Origin of the sequence: Acidaminococcus hominis (genome assembly GCF_900291475.1) — a bacterium.
Taxonomy (GTDB): Bacteria; Bacillota; Negativicutes; order Acidaminococcales; family Acidaminococcaceae; genus Acidaminococcus; species Acidaminococcus hominis.
Window position 1 is genome coordinate 452,215 of record NZ_OLMM01000005.1, and the last position, 15,014, is coordinate 467,228.

Here is a 15,014-nt window from a genome sequence, read left to right on the forward strand (position 1 = left end):
GGCCGAAAAGGCTTTGTATAATACAAGGAGAGAATAAGTCGTGGCAAGTGTCTAGACAGGAAAGGATGAGGCAGTATGGGAAAGAAGCAGGCAGGCTTGCTGCTGACGGGATTTATGGCCCTGGCGTTGGTACTGTCCGGACCAGGAATGAGTCAGGCGGCAGAAAATGATTGGGCCAAAACCGCCCATTTGACCCTGGAGCAGCCGCTGGAAGGGGAATTTCCAGGGCAGGTCATGGTTGCCCAGCAGGGGCTGGTGATCCGCAGCCAGCTGATTCAGGAAAATGGCCTGAATCTCAGCTATCCCCAGGTGTACCTGGCAGAGAATCCGGAGGCATCCCGGAAAATTTCCCGGTACCTGAAAAAGGTAGCGGAAAAGTCCCGGAAGGATTACGAAAAAGCCAACGTTCATTCGGAAAAGCTGACCTCCTATATCCACTACCGGCTGTGCCATTACGGCGAGGGGTATTTGTCTGTGCGGGAATACGGTATGGATTATTTTGAACGGGCAGCCCACCCCTTGAGTTGGGAACGGGGCTACACCTTTTCTCTCAAGACCGGGGAGCTGGTGAAATGGCAGGACCTTGTGCCCAAGCACCAGAAAGCCCTGTTTACTCTGGAAAAAATCAACGAAAAGCTGTGGGCAACGCCCTATGGCACAGGCCATTACTTCTATCCGGAATTTAAGGGCTTGGAAAAATTGCCGGAAAATTACTATCTGGACCCGGACGGCAGTATCCACTTTTTGTTCCAGCCCTACGAAATCGCACCGTATGCGGTGGGCATCATCGATCTGTCCATGCAAAACGGTATTTGAGCAAAAAAAGCAGGCAAAACCCTATGGCTTTGCCTGCTTTTACCCTATAGGAGGAATTCCCATGCAAGATCTGAAAATCGGAGATTTTGCGGACCTGTACCAGGTTTCCAAGGACACGGTCCGCTATTACGTGAAAATGGGTCTATTGCGGCCCCAGGTGGTGGGAACCCAGATGCATTTTGGCGAGAAAGATAAGCTGGATATGGGAACTATCCTGCGGCTGAAAAATATGCAGTTAAGCATTACGGAAATCCGCAGCCTGCTGTACCTGAAACGGATGTCCAACTTTATCGAGCCAGCCACCCTGAACCGATGCATTGAACTATTGGAAAATAAGGCCAAGGAGCTGCGGCAGCAGCGGGAAAATCTGGACGCCAGCCTGGAACTGCTCCAGCAGGAAATCCGGCAGCTGGAAGAACGGAAAAAGGTTGCCCATACGGCTGCCAGCGGGGTGCCGCTGGAGGCCATTGCCCTGCTGCGCTGCCCCCACTGCGGCAAAAGCTTTACCATTGAAGGTGGGGAAATCAGCCGGTCTTTCCTGATGAAAGGGCAGCTGCGCTGTGACTGCGGCTGCCAGATGGAGATTCGCAACGGCATCCTGCTGACGGGGAACCTTTATACAGGAAACCACGATACCCCGGACCTGGAGCGGAAACTGTACCATGAGACCGGGCTCCAGTTCAGTATCTGTGCGCCTCGCTGCCCGGAATTTATGCTGCAGGAGCTGAACAAGAGGGACTTGCACGGGAAAGTGATTTTTGAAGGGAACATCAACGGCTACTTTTTTATCTATAATTTTTTGGACAATCTGCCCCAGGACTGTCTGTACATCATTGCGGACAAGTACCCGGAAGTGCTGGCAGACTATAAATCCCTGATGGAGACCCTGGCTCCTGATCTAAAGGTTTTGTATATTGCGGATGCCGGTGAGCACCTGCCACTGGCCAGGGAGTCCCTTGATCTGGTGGTGGCCCTTTTTGGAGAGCTGGAATACAGCTTTTACCATAAGCAGTGCCAGCTTCAGAACCTGAAGGAACAGCTGAAGCCCGGAGCAGAGCTGATTGGGGCGTACCAAAGCCTGCCTTGGGGCAGCCAAAGCCGGAAAAACCTGATGCGTAAGTACCCCGAGGGCAGCAGCCGGATGTGCAGTATGAAAGCCCTGGAGGAAGAGTATCGGCAGAATGGGTACAGCCTGAAGACCAAGCTGCTGGGGACGGTGCTGGAGACCACCAAACATCACATGTATACCGAACATGTGGATGGGGAACCCTTGGAAATGTATGGATATGTGGGGAAAAAATTGTAAGCGAAAAATATTTTTGAAAAAGATGGAGTTAACTCCATCTTTTTTTTATGAGGCAAAATCCCTGGGGCGAACGAAACGGAGAATTATACAAAAAAATAAAAATGACTTTTTTAAAGCGAGTTTGGTGAAATAAAGTCTGAAAGAATAGGAACCAAGAATGCTGTATGGTTAATACAGTATACATTATGGTTAATACAAGAAACAAATGGCTAAAAATAGAACAGATTGCATACAATAAGAAAACGTTCGGAGGACAGAACGTAAAGTTTCTTCTTGACGTGGTGTGGACTATAGGTCTTACTATGGGGGCAACAAACGAAAGGACGGCATTGCTGCCAGGAAATGCGAGGAGGAATCATTATGTTTATTCTAGAAGGTATGCAGGCTTTTGCAAATTGGCTCTGGGGCATCCCCATGCTGCTGTGGGTGGTAGGCGGCGGTTTCATCATGTCCATCCGGCTGGGCTTTCCCCAATTTACCCGGTTGGGCTTTATCCTGAAAAACACCATTGGGAAATCCTTTGGGGAAAAGGGTGAAGACGGCAAGTTCTCCGGCTGGCAGGCAGTTACCGGGGCCCTGGCTTCTACCTTGGGGGCCGGCAACATCATCGGTACGGCCATGGCGGTAGCCTTTGGCGGCCCTGGGGGCGTGTTCTGGCTGTGGCTGTCCGGGTTCTTCTGCTGCGTCATCAAATTCTGTGAAACCACCATGGCCATGAAGTATCGCCGGATGGGGGACAACGGGGTATGGGAAGGCGGTCCCCAGATCTACTTGACCAAGGGTACCGGCTGGAAGTGGATCAGCCCGGTGTATGCCGTACTCTGCATCTTCTGCCTGTTTTTGGCCGCTTCGGCCCAGATCGGTTCTGGGGTGGATAACCTGGTGGGGATTGGTACGCCCCGGCTGGCTACCACGGTGGTGCTGACCCTGTTGGTGGGCCTGGTAGTTATCGGCGGCATGAAGAGCCTGCTGTCCGTAACGGAAAAACTGGTTCCTTTTATGAGTGTGATGTACATGGCAGGCTGCCTGGTGGTGATTGCCATGAACGTGGGCAATCTGCCCGGTGCTTTGGCAGCTGTTTTTGCGGATGCCTTTACCGGTCATGCTGCCGTTGGCGGGTTCGTGGGTGCTACGGTAACCCAAAGCATCCGGTGGGGGATTGCCCGGGGCTGCTACTCCAATGACGCCGGTACCGGCGTAACCACCATTGTTCATGCGGTAGCCGATGTGAATCACCCCATTCAGCAAAGCATGTGGGCCGTATTTGAAGTATTTTTTGATACCATTATCGTATGTTCCATGACCTGCCTGGTGGTGCTCACCAGCGGCGTTTGGACCCTGAAACTGGATCCGGCCATTATGACGGCTACGGCCTTTGAGCAAAGCCTGGGCAGCTTTGGCGGCCTTTTGGTTACGATAGCAGTAGTGCTGTTTACCTTTACCACCGCCTGCGCCCAGATTGAATTTACCGAAGCCCAGTTCATTGCCTTGGTGGGTGAAAAGGCCCGGGGCGTAGCCCGCTGGATTATGCTGGTATTGATCCTGGGCGGCGGCATGGTTGGGATTTCCAAACTGATTACCTATGTAGACTTCTTTGCTGGCGTGTATGTGCTGGTCAATATGCTGGGGGTATACTGGTGCAACGGCCAGATTGTGGAGCTGTTCAAGGAATATTTCTCCAATCCCCAAAGATGGGAAACGGAAAAATGGGCTCCCTGGGTCAAAATGGAAAAAGAATATGCTGCCCGTAAAGGCTTGAACAAATAATTTGTATGGCAGAAAGGATGACTACGATGACAACTTTGAAACCAGTAATCGGTGTAACGTGCAACTATGATCCCCAGGATGGCCTGGGCCTGCAATCCGGCGTAGGTATTGCCGGCCAGGATTGGCTGTATCTGGCAGGGGACTACGTCTATGCGGTAGAAAAGGCTGGGGGCATCCCCGTGCTGCTGCCTCGGCTGAAAGCTATGCAGGAGTTGGATCCTTTGCTGGCCAAATTAGACGGGGTTTTGGTCACCGGCGGCCATGATGTGGATCCCAAAAATTACGGAACCCGGATGATTGGCCAATGCGGCCGGATTATTCCGGAGCGGGATAAAATGGATTTATACATTACCCGCTATGCCTTAGCCAATAAAAAACCGTTTTTAGGAATTTGCCGGGGAATCCAAATCCTGACCACCGCTTTGGGCGGAACCCTGTACCAGGATCTGGAAAGCGAAGGCGGTTACCTGAAGCATTTTATGGGGAATAGTCCCAGAGAATATTCTGTGCATAAAAATCTTGTAGAAAAAGACAGCCTGCTCTATACTATCCTCTGTAACGACTCTGTGGAGGTAAACAGTTACCATCACCAAGCGGTAAAAAATCCTGGAACCAAGCTGAAGGTAACGGCTCGTTCCGAGGACGGGGTCATTGAGGCGGTGGAGCTGAAGGATGCTGAGGTATTTACCCTGGGCGTACAATGGCATCCAGAGATGATGTTTACTACACAAGAGCAGCAGAACATTTTTAAGGCATTTGTAACTGCTGCAGCAAATCAGTAAGGCTTCCCAGGGGCAGCAAATTTAGCGGGAAACTGGGTGAATTTGATGGGGTTGGACAAGCTTTTATTCATGATTATCGGCATTGGTATTGTGCTGGGCGGAATTGACCATCTGCGCGGCAACAAATTGGGGCTGGGGCAGAAGTTTGTAGATGGGCTCAATGCCATGGGCCCTCTGGCTCTGGGGATGGCAGGGATGATTTGTTTGGCCCCTGTGATTTCCAGCAATATTAAGCCTTTGGCCGCGCTGGTGTATAATTCCACAGGGGTGGACCCGGCACTGTTTGGAGGCTTGCTTTCCAGTGATATGGGCGGTTATCCTTTGGCTATGGAACTGGCCAAGGATCCCTCTATGGCTCTGTATGCCGGCCTGAATATCGGTACTACCCTGGGCTGTACCCTGGTATTTCTGATTCCTTTGGGCCTGAGCATTATCAGTGACAACGACTTGGATTCTTTTGCCAAAGGAATTATGCTGGGCATTATTCCCATGCCCATTGGGGCTGTGGCAGGAGGTCTGGCTGCAGGGTTTCCCCTGGGCAGCATCTTGTACAATACGGTGCCGGTGCTGCTGCTGTCCCTACTGCTGGCAGTGGGCCTGCTGCTGAGACCTCGGTTGATTATTGCCGGCTGCTTGGCGCTGGGCAAACTGGTTTCCCTGCTGGGAACGCTGGGGCTTGTGGCAGCTGGCTTTACCCAGGTAACGGGCATTACCATTATCGCCGGTATGGAGAAAGTGGACGTGGCTATGAAAATCGTAGACGTCATTGCCGTGTTCCTTATGGGTGCTCTGCCCATTATGTCCCTGGTAACCAAAGCAGTGGAAAAACGCATGGACAAGAAGGGCGGCAAGGCCGTAAACAAGGACGATGTATTTGGCTTTGGGGTAACGCTGGTAAATCCGCTGCCTACCTTCATGATGCTGCCCAAAATGACGGAAGCCGGGAAAGTCAAAAATATTGCCTTCATGGTATCAGCATCCTGCACCTTTGGGGACTATCTGGGCTTTACCGCTGGGGTGGAGCCGGGTATGACCATTCCCGTTATTGCCGGTAAACTGGTGGGTGCGCTGTTGGCGCTATGGGTGGCCAACAGGTATACGGCCAAAGAAAATAAAAAAAGCTAAAAGCTGTAATAGTTGTTACATATGCAACTGATACAAGTAAAAGCTCGTTGAATTGTTCGATTTAGTACGAACGATTCAACGAGCTTTTGTAATTCTTACGTAAAGTAACGTAAAGTTTAAGAAAGTAATGAAAAGAGAACTGCGAGAATGTAAAAAACGCGTAAAAACCAAATTTAAACTGTTATTAACCGTAATTTTCCATTTTGCCATTCTGCCAGGGGTATGGTATTATAACTAAGCTTCCTCTTGAGAAGCAAGCAACACTTGGAAATATCAAAACGCTGTTTTTCAAAAGAAAAACAAAAAAGTTGTTGACAAAAACTTCTAAGTTTGCTAGAATAAACAAGCTGTCGCTGAGACAGCAAGACGAACTTTGAAAACTGAATATTGATTGACAGATGTGCGGGTCAAGTCACCTTTACGGTGATGAGATCGAGTCACTTCGAGACAACGAAGTAAAAAAATCAAAGCTAGTATTTTCAAGAGCCAAGCGGCTTTTCAAAATAATTCTATTTTGGAGAGTTTGATCCTGGCTCAGGACGAACGCTGGCGGCGTGCTTAACACATGCAAGTCGAACGGAGAATTTATTTCGGTAAATTCTTAGTGGCGAACGGGTGAGTAACGCGTAGGCAACCTGCCCTCCAGTTGGGGACAACATTCCGAAAGGAATGCTAATACCGAATGTGATCCCTTTTCCGCATGGAGAAGGGATGAAAGATGGCCTCTATTTATAAGCTATCGCTGGAAGATGGGCCTGCGTCTGATTAGCTAGTTGGTGGGGTAACGGCTCACCAAGGCGATGATCAGTAGCCGGTCTGAGAGGATGAACGGCCACATTGGGACTGAGACACGGCCCAAACTCCTACGGGAGGCAGCAGTGGGGAATCTTCCGCAATGGACGAAAGTCTGACGGAGCAACGCCGCGTGAGTGATGAAGGTCTTCGGATTGTAAAACTCTGTTGTCAGGGACGAATGTGCGAACGTTGAATAAGCGTTTGTATTGACGGTACCTGACGAGGAAGCCACGGCTAACTACGTGCCAGCAGCCGCGGTAATACGTAGGTGGCAAGCGTTGTCCGGAATTATTGGGCGTAAAGAGCATGTAGGCGGGCTTTTAAGTCCGACGTGAAAATGCGGGGCTTAACCCCGTATGGCGTTGGATACTGGAAGTCTTGAGTGCAGGAGAGGAAAGGGGAATTCCCAGTGTAGCGGTGAAATGCGTAGATATTGGGAGGAACACCAGTGGCGAAGGCGCCTTTCTGGACTGTGTCTGACGCTGAGATGCGAAAGCCAGGGTAGCAAACGGGATTAGATACCCCGGTAGTCCTGGCCGTAAACGATGGGTACTAGGTGTAGGAGGTATCGACCCCTTCTGTGCCGGAGTTAACGCAATAAGTACCCCGCCTGGGGACTACGATCGCAAGATTGAAACTCAAAGGAATTGACGGGGGCCCGCACAAGCGGTGGAGTATGTGGTTTAATTCGACGCAACGCGAAGAACCTTACCAAGGCTTGACATTGAGTGAAAGACCTAGAGATAGGTCCCCTTCTTCGGAAGCACGAAAACAGGTGGTGCATGGCTGTCGTCAGCTCGTGTCGTGAGATGTTGGGTTAAGTCCCGCAACGAGCGCAACCCTTATCCTATGTTACCAGCACGTAATGGTGGGGACTCATAGGAGACTGCCAGGGATAACCTGGAGGAAGGCGGGGATGACGTCAAGTCATCATGCCCCTTATGTCTTGGGCTACACACGTACTACAATGGTCGGCAACAAAGGGCAGCAAAGCCGCGAGGCAGAGCAAATCCCATAAACCCGACCCCAGTTCGGATCGCAGGCTGCAACCCGCCTGCGTGAAGTTGGAATCGCTAGTAATCGCAGGTCAGCATACTGCGGTGAATACGTTCCCGGGCCTTGTACACACCGCCCGTCACACCACGAAAGTTGGTAACACCCGAAGCCGGTGAGATAACCGTAAGGAGTCAGCTGTCTAAGGTGGGGCCGATGATTGGGGTGAAGTCGTAACAAGGTAGCCGTTCGAGAACGAGCGGCTGGATCACCTCCTTTCTATGGAGAACCGTTGGGTACTACGGTACATCAACTATTCTCGTCGACGCACATCTGTCAATATCAATATTCTGTTTTGAGGGTTCTGCCCTCAAGATGGTAAGGAAATGGGCCCATAGCTCAGCTGGTTAGAGCGCACGCCTGATAAGCGTGAGGTCAGTGGTTCGAGTCCACTTGGGCCCACCATATTTTCCTAAAGGAATGTATGCTGGGGGCGTAGCTCAGCTGGGAGAGCACCTGCCTTGCAAGCAGGGGGTCAGGAGTTCGATTCTCCTCGTCTCCACCAATTACTTACTATCGTATGAACCTTGAAAACTTCATAGAAGAGACAAAAAACAGTTTTGATGAAAATCAAAATTAAATCTACTATGTATTGTGATGAATATGTAGTAGATACCTCTAATCTAAATGCGAATTTAGAGACGAGTAACGAGAAAACTAGGAACACGTAAGTGTGACTTAGTAGAACTAGTTGTTTTCGTCAAGAATCGATTTTATTCAAGGAACGAGGAGCGTTTTGCCGCAGATAATACTACAAGGTATATCGAGGACAAAACACGACAAGTGACGCAGAAGAAAACGATTATCGGCGAAAACAGAAAGACTCCAACAAGATTCGGGATAGTTCGCGAAGCGAGGAAGCAAATTTCCGGAGATAATACTAAAGTATATCGAGGAAAATTTGCGACGAGCGACAAAGAAATGGCCGAATATTGCTAGGAGATAAGTCAAGCTACTAAGGGCATACGGCGGATGCCTAGGCACTAAGAGCCGATGAAGGACGCGGTAAGCTGCGAAAAGCTACGGGGAACCGCAAGCAGGTTTTGATCCGTAGATATCCGAATGGGGAAACCCACCAGCCGTAATGGGCTGGTATCCTTAGGGAAGGGAACCCGGTGAACTGAAACATCTAAGTAGCCGGAGGAAGAGAAATCAAACGAGATGCCCACAGTAGCGGCGAGCGAAGAGGGCAGAGCCTAAACCGGGAAGCTTCGGCTTTCCGGGGTTACGGACTCACACAATTCAAGTTCATCCTAGCCGAATTACCTGGAAAGGTAAGCCACAGAGCATAAAAGCTGCGTAGGTTAAAGGACGAGCGAGAAGGTGAGTATCCAGAGTACCACGAAGCACGAGGAATTTTGTGGGAAGTCGGGGGGACCACCCTCCAAGGCTAAACACTACTTAGTGACCGATAGCGCATAGTACCGTGAGGGAAAGGTGAAAAGAACCGCGGGAGCGGAGTGAAAGAGAACCTGAAACCGTATGTCTACAAGCAGTCGGAGCGCAAGCGACGGCGTGCCTATTGAAGAATGAGCCAACGAGTTGCGGGCACTAGCGAGGTTAAGCAGGAAATGCGGAGCCGTAGGGAAACCGAGTCTGAAAAGGGCGATGAGTTAGTGTTCGCAGACCCGAAACTGTAGTGATCTACCCATGATCAGGTTGAAGCACAGGTAAAATTGTGTGGAGGACCGAACCGGTGAGTGTTGAAAAACTTTCGGATGAATCGTGGGTAGCGGTGAAATTCCAATCGAACGCAGAGATAGCTGGTTCTCCTCGAAATAGCTTTAGGGCTAGCCTCAAGCAGTAAGCATAGGCGGTAGAGCACTGATCGGGATAGGGACTGTAATGGTTACCGAACCCTGTCAAACTACGAATGGTTATGCTGCAGAGCTTGGGAGTCAGACTACGAGAGATAAGTCCCGTTGTCAAAAGGGAAACAGCCCAGACCATCAGCTAAGGTCCCCAATGCCATACTAAGTGGAAAAGGATGTGGGGTCTCATAAACAACCAGGATGTTGGCTCAGAAGCAGCCACCATTTAAAGAGTGCGTAATAGCTCACTGGTCGAGAGGCCCTGCGCCGAAGATTCCCGGGGCTAAAGTATGGAACCGAAGCTATGGATGCAAGCTTAGGCTTGCGTGGTAGAGGAGCGTTCCCATCGGGTTGAAGTCGTACTGTAAGGTACGGTGGACTGGTGGGAAGTGAGAATGTTGGCATGAGTAGCGAAAAGAAAGGTGAGAATCCTTTCCACCGAAAGCATAAGGATTCCTGAGCAACGATCGTCGTCTCAGGGTAAGTCGGGACCTAATCCGAGGCAAAGAGCGTAGGAGATGGACAACTGGTTGATATTCCAGTACCGGCAGCAATCGTTTGAACAATGGAGTGACGCAGGAAGGCAGGTCCGCACGAGATTGGTAGTTCGTGTGCAAGCATGCAGGCTGGTGTACAGGCAAATCCGTACACTGAGGCTGAGGTGTGACGCGGAGGGAACTTGTTCCCGAAGGGATTGAGCCTACGCTGCCGAGAAAAGCTTCTAGTGAGAAAGCTGCCGCCCGTACCGTAAACCGACACAGGTATGCGGGGAGAGAATCCTAAGGTGCGCGGGAGAACCCTCGTTAAGGAACTCGGCAAAATGTACCCGTAACTTCGGGATAAGGGTAGCCATCGTGGTGAAAGGACTTGCTCCTGGAGCCTAGGATGGTCGCAGAGAAGAGGCCCAAGCGACTGTTAACCAGAAACACAGGTGCCTGCGAAAGAGAAATCTGATGTATAGGTGCTGACACCTGCCCAGTGCTGGAAGGTTAAAGAAGGATGTCCGGGTTCGACCCAAAGCATTCGACTGAAGCCCCAGTGAACGGCGGCCGTAACTATAACGGTCCTAAGGTAGCGAAATTCCTTGTCGGGTAAGTTCCGACCCGCACGAAAGGTGTAACGATTTGGGCACTGTCTCAACGAGGGACCCGGTGAAATTGAAATACCTGTGAAGATGCAGGTTACCCGCGACTGGACAGAAAGACCCCATGGAGCTTTACTGTAACCTAATATTGGGTTCTGATATTTGATGCACAGGATAGGTGGGAGGCAGAGATGGTAGTCCTTTGGGATTACCGGAGCCGCCGTTGGGATACCACCCTTCAACTATCGGGATTCTAACCGAGCGAGTAACGATCGCCGGGACATTGTTAGGCGGGCAGTTTGACTGGGGCGGTCGCCTCCTAAAGAGTAACGGAGGCGCCCAAAGGTTCCCTCAGCGCGGACGGAAACCGCGCGCGGAGTGTAAAGGCAGAAGGGAGCTTGACTGCGAGCCAAACACGGCGAGCAGGTACGAAAGTAGGGCTTAGTGATCCGGTGGCATCCAAGTGGAAGGGCCATCGCTCAACGGATAAAAGCTACCCTGGGGATAACAGGCTAATCTCTCCCAAGAGTCCATATCGACGGGGAGGTTTGGCACCTCGATGTCGGCTCATCACATCCTGGGGCTGAAGTCGGTCCCAAGGGCTGGGCTGTTCGCCCATTAAAGTGGTACGTGAGCTGGGTTCAGAACGTCGTGAGACAGTTCGGTCCCTATCCATCGCGGGCGTAAGAGATTTGAAGGGGGCTGCTCCTAGTACGAGAGGACCGGAGTGGACAGACCGCTGGTGTACCAATTATCCTGCCAAGGGTATAGTTGGGTAGCTACGTCTGGAACGGATAAACGCTGAAAGCATCTAAGCGTGAAGCCATCCTTAAGATGAGATCTCTCACGGAGTAATCCGGTAAGACACCTTGAAGAACACAAGGTTGATAGGCAGGATGTGTAAGCACAGCAATGTGTTCAGCTGACCTGTACTAATATGTCGAGGGCTTGACTTAAACCGTAAGTCCAAGAAGTAAAAAACGTCTCTTCATGAAGTTTTGAAGGCTCATGCCTTCAATTGAAAATCCGGTGGTTATGGCTGAAGGGATCCACCTGTTCCCATGCCGAACACAGTAGTTAAGCCTTCATACGCCGAAAGTACTCGACTGGAAACGGTCCGGGAGGATAGGAAGCTGCCGGTTAAGGTAAGAACCCCTGAGTGAGAAATCACTCAGGGGTTTTTCTTTTGTCTTTTGCAAAAATCCCCCATTTTCGTTATAATACAATTACCATCAAACAAGAGAAAGGGGAAGTGAAAAATGGGGTATAAGTTTATGACCATTCTTCTCTTTTGTTTTTCCCTTTTGCCGTCGGCCTATTTGCGGTACTATCCTTTTCGGATTCTGGCCTCCAGGTCTGTGCGCCGATTTTTGCTCTGCGGCCATTTGATTATTTTCTTGTTGGAATTTGTACTGATTTCCGTTCTCTATAGTCAGGGGGTCCTGGTTTCCCGGACTCATACCTATCAGCAGTTGTATTTTATCAGCTACCTGCCCCATGTGCTGCTGCTGGTTTTCACCATCCGACCTTACTGGTTTCGGCATATCTTTGTTTTGGGGCTTCAGTCCATTTATATGCTGTTCATCCATACAGTGTCCATGGAGATCTATAAGTTGGGCTGGCCTGCCAAATGGGAAGCCCATGAGATGCTGGAATATTTTGGCCTCTATCTGTTTCTGTTCCTTTTGGGAATGCCCTTGATGCAGCGGCTGCTGGGACGGCTTTTCACCCGGAAACAGCTGCGGGTGCGGCCGGCCTATTGGTACTATTTGGGACCGGTGCCGCTGCTGCTGTGCTATTACCTGACCAATATGGATTACTACGATCTGCCCACAGAGGCTGTCACGCTTGTTTCCATCTATGTGTATACGCTTCTGAGCCGGGGCATTCTTCTTTTGGTGGCGGTGTGCCTGGTGGCGGCTGTCCGGAGTGGTATCCGGCACGCAGATCAGCTGCGGAGGCAGAAGGAAAAGAATGTGGTTCTCCAGGATCAGCTGGAGCAGCTCAATCTTTATGCGGCACTGCTCCAGAAGGAACAGCAAAAAATGGCTATTTTGCGCCATGATAGCCGGCACCAGCTGCGGCTTCTGGCCCAGCTGACAGAACAGGGCTATTTCGCGGAAGCAGAAAAACAACTGAAACAGCTGCAGAAAGAGGTAGAAGAACCATGAGCTCTTTTTTCGCTACCCTGGGTATTACTACATTCTTCCTTATACTGGTTCAGCCTTTTGCTTTACTCCATTTTTTGCCCTTCCGGCAATTTCTGCCCGCTCAGCAGCAAAAGCTGCTTTGGCGGGGTTGGTGGGGGCTGGTGCTCTTGGAAGCGGCAGGCTTTACCCTGCTGCAGCAGCAGGGTATTTTTGAAGATTCCCAGACCAGTTATTGGGTCCTCCGGGACTGCTCCTGGCTTCCTCAGGTTTTGCTGTGTCTGGGGTTTACCAGCCGCTTTTGGATTGGCCAGCTGTATGTGTTTGCCTTCCGGATCCTGTTTTCCGGTATTCTGTTTACCCTAAGCCAGGGACTTAGCCAGGAATTTTTTCCCCTTTTGGCAACTTCCCAGCGAGCAGGGCAGCAGACCCTCTTGTACGGTTTTCTGTCCCTATTGGCCTTTCCCTTTTTGCTGCGGTTCTTTACCCAGGTGTTCAGCCATTTTTCCCAGGCTGCTACCCGGCGGTACTGGCGGTATATTACCCTGATTCCGGTGCTGCTGGCCGTGGAAAGCCTGTACGTGAGTCTGTACGACTTTGTGCTGCCGGGGGTCTTTGATTTGCTGCTGCCCCGGTTCTTCCTGCTGGTGATTGCGGTGCTTCTCCTGGCGTCCATCCGCACTAGCCAGGAGGAGGTCTATCAGGGCATCCAAATCTTTGAAAAGAATCACCAGCTGCAGCAGCAGTTTACTTCCACGGAAAATTACATTCGGTTGGCCCAGGAATCCCGGCAGCGCATGGAGGCTCTCTACCAGGAAAAACGGGAGCTTTTGGCCTATTTGCTGGAGCGGGTCCAGCAAAAGGACCGGGATGGGGTTCTGCACTGCATCGATAAACTGGGAGAACGCTTCAATACCACCAAACTGCCCCAGTATTGCCAGAATCCCGTAATCAATGCAGCGCTGACGGTATATTTTGCCAAAGCCCGGGAATGGGGAATCCCGGTAACCATTGCAGCGGACCTGCCTCCAGGACTGGAATGCAGTGTGGATCTGTCCATTGTCCTGTCCAACCTGGTAGAGAATGCCCTTTTGGCCAGCCAGAAGCAGCCAAGGGAAAAGCGGAACATTACGGTACTGGCCCTGCACCAGGCTGGGGTGCTGAACATTTTGGTGAAGAATCTGTTCGATGCACCTGTGGAATTGGACGAAAACGGTCTGCCGGTGACCCATGTGAAGGGCCATGGGATTGGCATGAAATCCTTGGTTCGGTTCCGGGACAAGTACGGGGCCAGCATCCTGTGCCAACAGAAAGATGGCTGGTTTCAGACCTACCTGCAAGTAGCTGCCCAAACCCAAACAGGGGGTGAAGACGGTTAAAGGTCAAACATAAACTGGAAATACTGTTCCTGAAAATCCCGATATTTGCGTTTCCCCAGGGGAATCTGGTGGCCCTGGATTTCCACATATTCAGCCTTGATCAAGTGGATGGCGGCCAGGTTTACCAGGTAACCCTTGGTGGGGGAAAGAAACTGTCCCGGGGCGATTTTATCCAGGTCGGCCTTCATTTCCTGGCCGGACTTCCGGGTTTCCAGGGTACTGCCGTCGGCCAGATAGACTTCCATAACGTGGCCATGGTTTTCCAGAAAAAGAATTTGGGCGATTTCTTCTACCCGGATTCCTCCGCCTACCAGCCGAAAGATGATTTTGGCGCTGCTGCGCTGCCGGATATAGCTTACGGCCCGGTCCAGGGCTTTGTTGAATTGGGCCTGGGTAAAGGGTTTCAGCAGATAATCCGTGGCCTTTACGGCAAAAGCGTCTACGGCAAATTCGTCGCTGGTGGTCAGGAAGATGATTTCCGCCTGGCTGTGTTTTTCCCGGAGGGCACGGGCCACCTCGGTGCCCAGAATGCCCGGCATGCACACATCCAGCAGGACGATATCGAACGGGCACCCCTGGCTGATGGCATCGATAAAGGCGAAGCCATCGGTATAGGTCCGGTATTCCACGGTTTCTTTTTTGTTTTGGAAGTAGATTTCCGCAGCGGCCTGAATCATTTGTACTTGATCCGGCAAATCGTCGCAGATAGCAATGTGCAGCATCCTGCACCTCTCCTTTCCGTAACCTGTTAGCTTGTTAATTCTATTATACACAAATACAAACGCTTTCTGAGAAAACCGTCCTAAACAGGCGGTTTTTTTTCACGAAATGCACCTGGGAAATAGGCAAGCGCAAATTTTTGCTGGTCATGCCAAAAAAGCGCCCTTTCTTGCCAATTGTAAATTTTCCTGTAAAGACTTTGGTATAGTGTAGTTAATAGGAAGGATAC

General features: G+C 50.9%; 8 protein-coding genes, 2 tRNA genes and 3 rRNA genes. 12 read left to right on the plus strand and 1 reads right to left on the minus strand.

Annotated elements, in window-relative coordinates:
* The first annotated feature begins 75 nt into the window (after nt 1-75).
* The 12 genes from C7E10_RS08535 to C7E10_RS08590 all read left to right on the plus strand — a co-directional run bounded on the left by C7E10_RS08535 (nt 76) and on the right by C7E10_RS08590 (nt 14,065).
* Nucleotides 76-816 carry an RsiV family protein gene (locus C7E10_RS08535; protein ID WP_105326887.1) on the plus strand — a complete coding sequence of 247 codons (741 nt, stop codon included), beginning with the start codon at nt 76-78 and terminating at the stop codon, nt 814-816.
* Between the two features lie 61 nt (nt 817-877).
* On the plus strand, nt 878-2,122 hold the full coding sequence (locus C7E10_RS08540) for a MerR family transcriptional regulator (RefSeq protein ID WP_158572332.1): 1,245 nt from the start codon (nt 878-880) through the stop codon (nt 2,120-2,122).
* A gap of 360 nt (nt 2,123-2,482) precedes the next feature.
* The gene (locus C7E10_RS08545) at nt 2,483-3,889 is read left to right on the plus strand and encodes an alanine/glycine:cation symporter family protein (RefSeq protein ID WP_231086339.1); all 1,407 of its coding nucleotides are present in this window, start codon (nt 2,483-2,485) and stop codon (nt 3,887-3,889) included.
* 26 nt (nt 3,890-3,915) lie between these two features.
* Nucleotides 3,916-4,671 (plus strand): gamma-glutamyl-gamma-aminobutyrate hydrolase family protein, encoded by a 756-nt coding sequence (locus C7E10_RS08550; RefSeq protein ID WP_105326889.1) that lies wholly within the window; start codon nt 3,916-3,918, stop codon nt 4,669-4,671.
* A 45-nt stretch (nt 4,672-4,716) separates the two neighbouring features.
* Complete coding sequence (eutH, locus tag C7E10_RS08555) at nt 4,717-5,796, plus strand: ethanolamine utilization protein EutH (RefSeq protein ID WP_105326890.1); 1,080 nt, start codon at nt 4,717-4,719, stop codon at nt 5,794-5,796.
* A gap of 511 nt (nt 5,797-6,307) precedes the next feature.
* Nucleotides 6,308-7,863: ribosomal RNA gene (locus tag C7E10_RS08560) — 16S ribosomal RNA — on the plus strand.
* A gap of 109 nt (nt 7,864-7,972) precedes the next feature.
* A tRNA-Ile gene (locus C7E10_RS08565) sits at nt 7,973-8,049 on the plus strand.
* A 24-nt stretch (nt 8,050-8,073) separates the two neighbouring features.
* Nucleotides 8,074-8,149, plus strand: a tRNA-Ala gene (locus C7E10_RS08570).
* Between the two features lie 440 nt (nt 8,150-8,589).
* Nucleotides 8,590-11,495 (plus strand): 23S ribosomal RNA (locus C7E10_RS08575).
* A 69-nt stretch (nt 11,496-11,564) separates the two neighbouring features.
* Nucleotides 11,565-11,681 (plus strand): 5S ribosomal RNA (gene rrf / locus C7E10_RS08580).
* Together the 16S, 23S and 5S rRNA genes with 2 tRNA genes alongside form the textbook arrangement of a ribosomal RNA operon.
* Nucleotides 11,682-11,798: 117 nt before the next feature.
* Nucleotides 11,799-12,710 carry a hypothetical protein gene (locus tag C7E10_RS08585; protein WP_105326891.1) on the plus strand — a complete coding sequence of 304 codons (912 nt, stop codon included), beginning with the start codon at nt 11,799-11,801 and terminating at the stop codon, nt 12,708-12,710.
* A complete protein-coding gene (locus tag C7E10_RS08590; protein ID WP_105326892.1) occupies nt 12,707-14,065 on the plus strand; it encodes a GHKL domain-containing protein in 1,359 nt (452 codons plus the stop codon). Before C7E10_RS08585 ends, C7E10_RS08590 begins: the two co-directional genes overlap by 4 nt.
* Here C7E10_RS08590 and C7E10_RS08595 read toward each other — a convergent pair.
* Nucleotides 14,062-14,787 carry a LytR/AlgR family response regulator transcription factor gene (locus C7E10_RS08595; RefSeq protein ID WP_105326893.1) on the minus strand — a complete coding sequence of 242 codons (726 nt, stop codon included), beginning with the start codon at nt 14,785-14,787 and terminating at the stop codon, nt 14,062-14,064. The two genes, C7E10_RS08590 and C7E10_RS08595, sit on opposite strands and share 4 nt — an antisense overlap.
* Nucleotides 14,788-15,014: the final 227 nt, after the last annotated feature.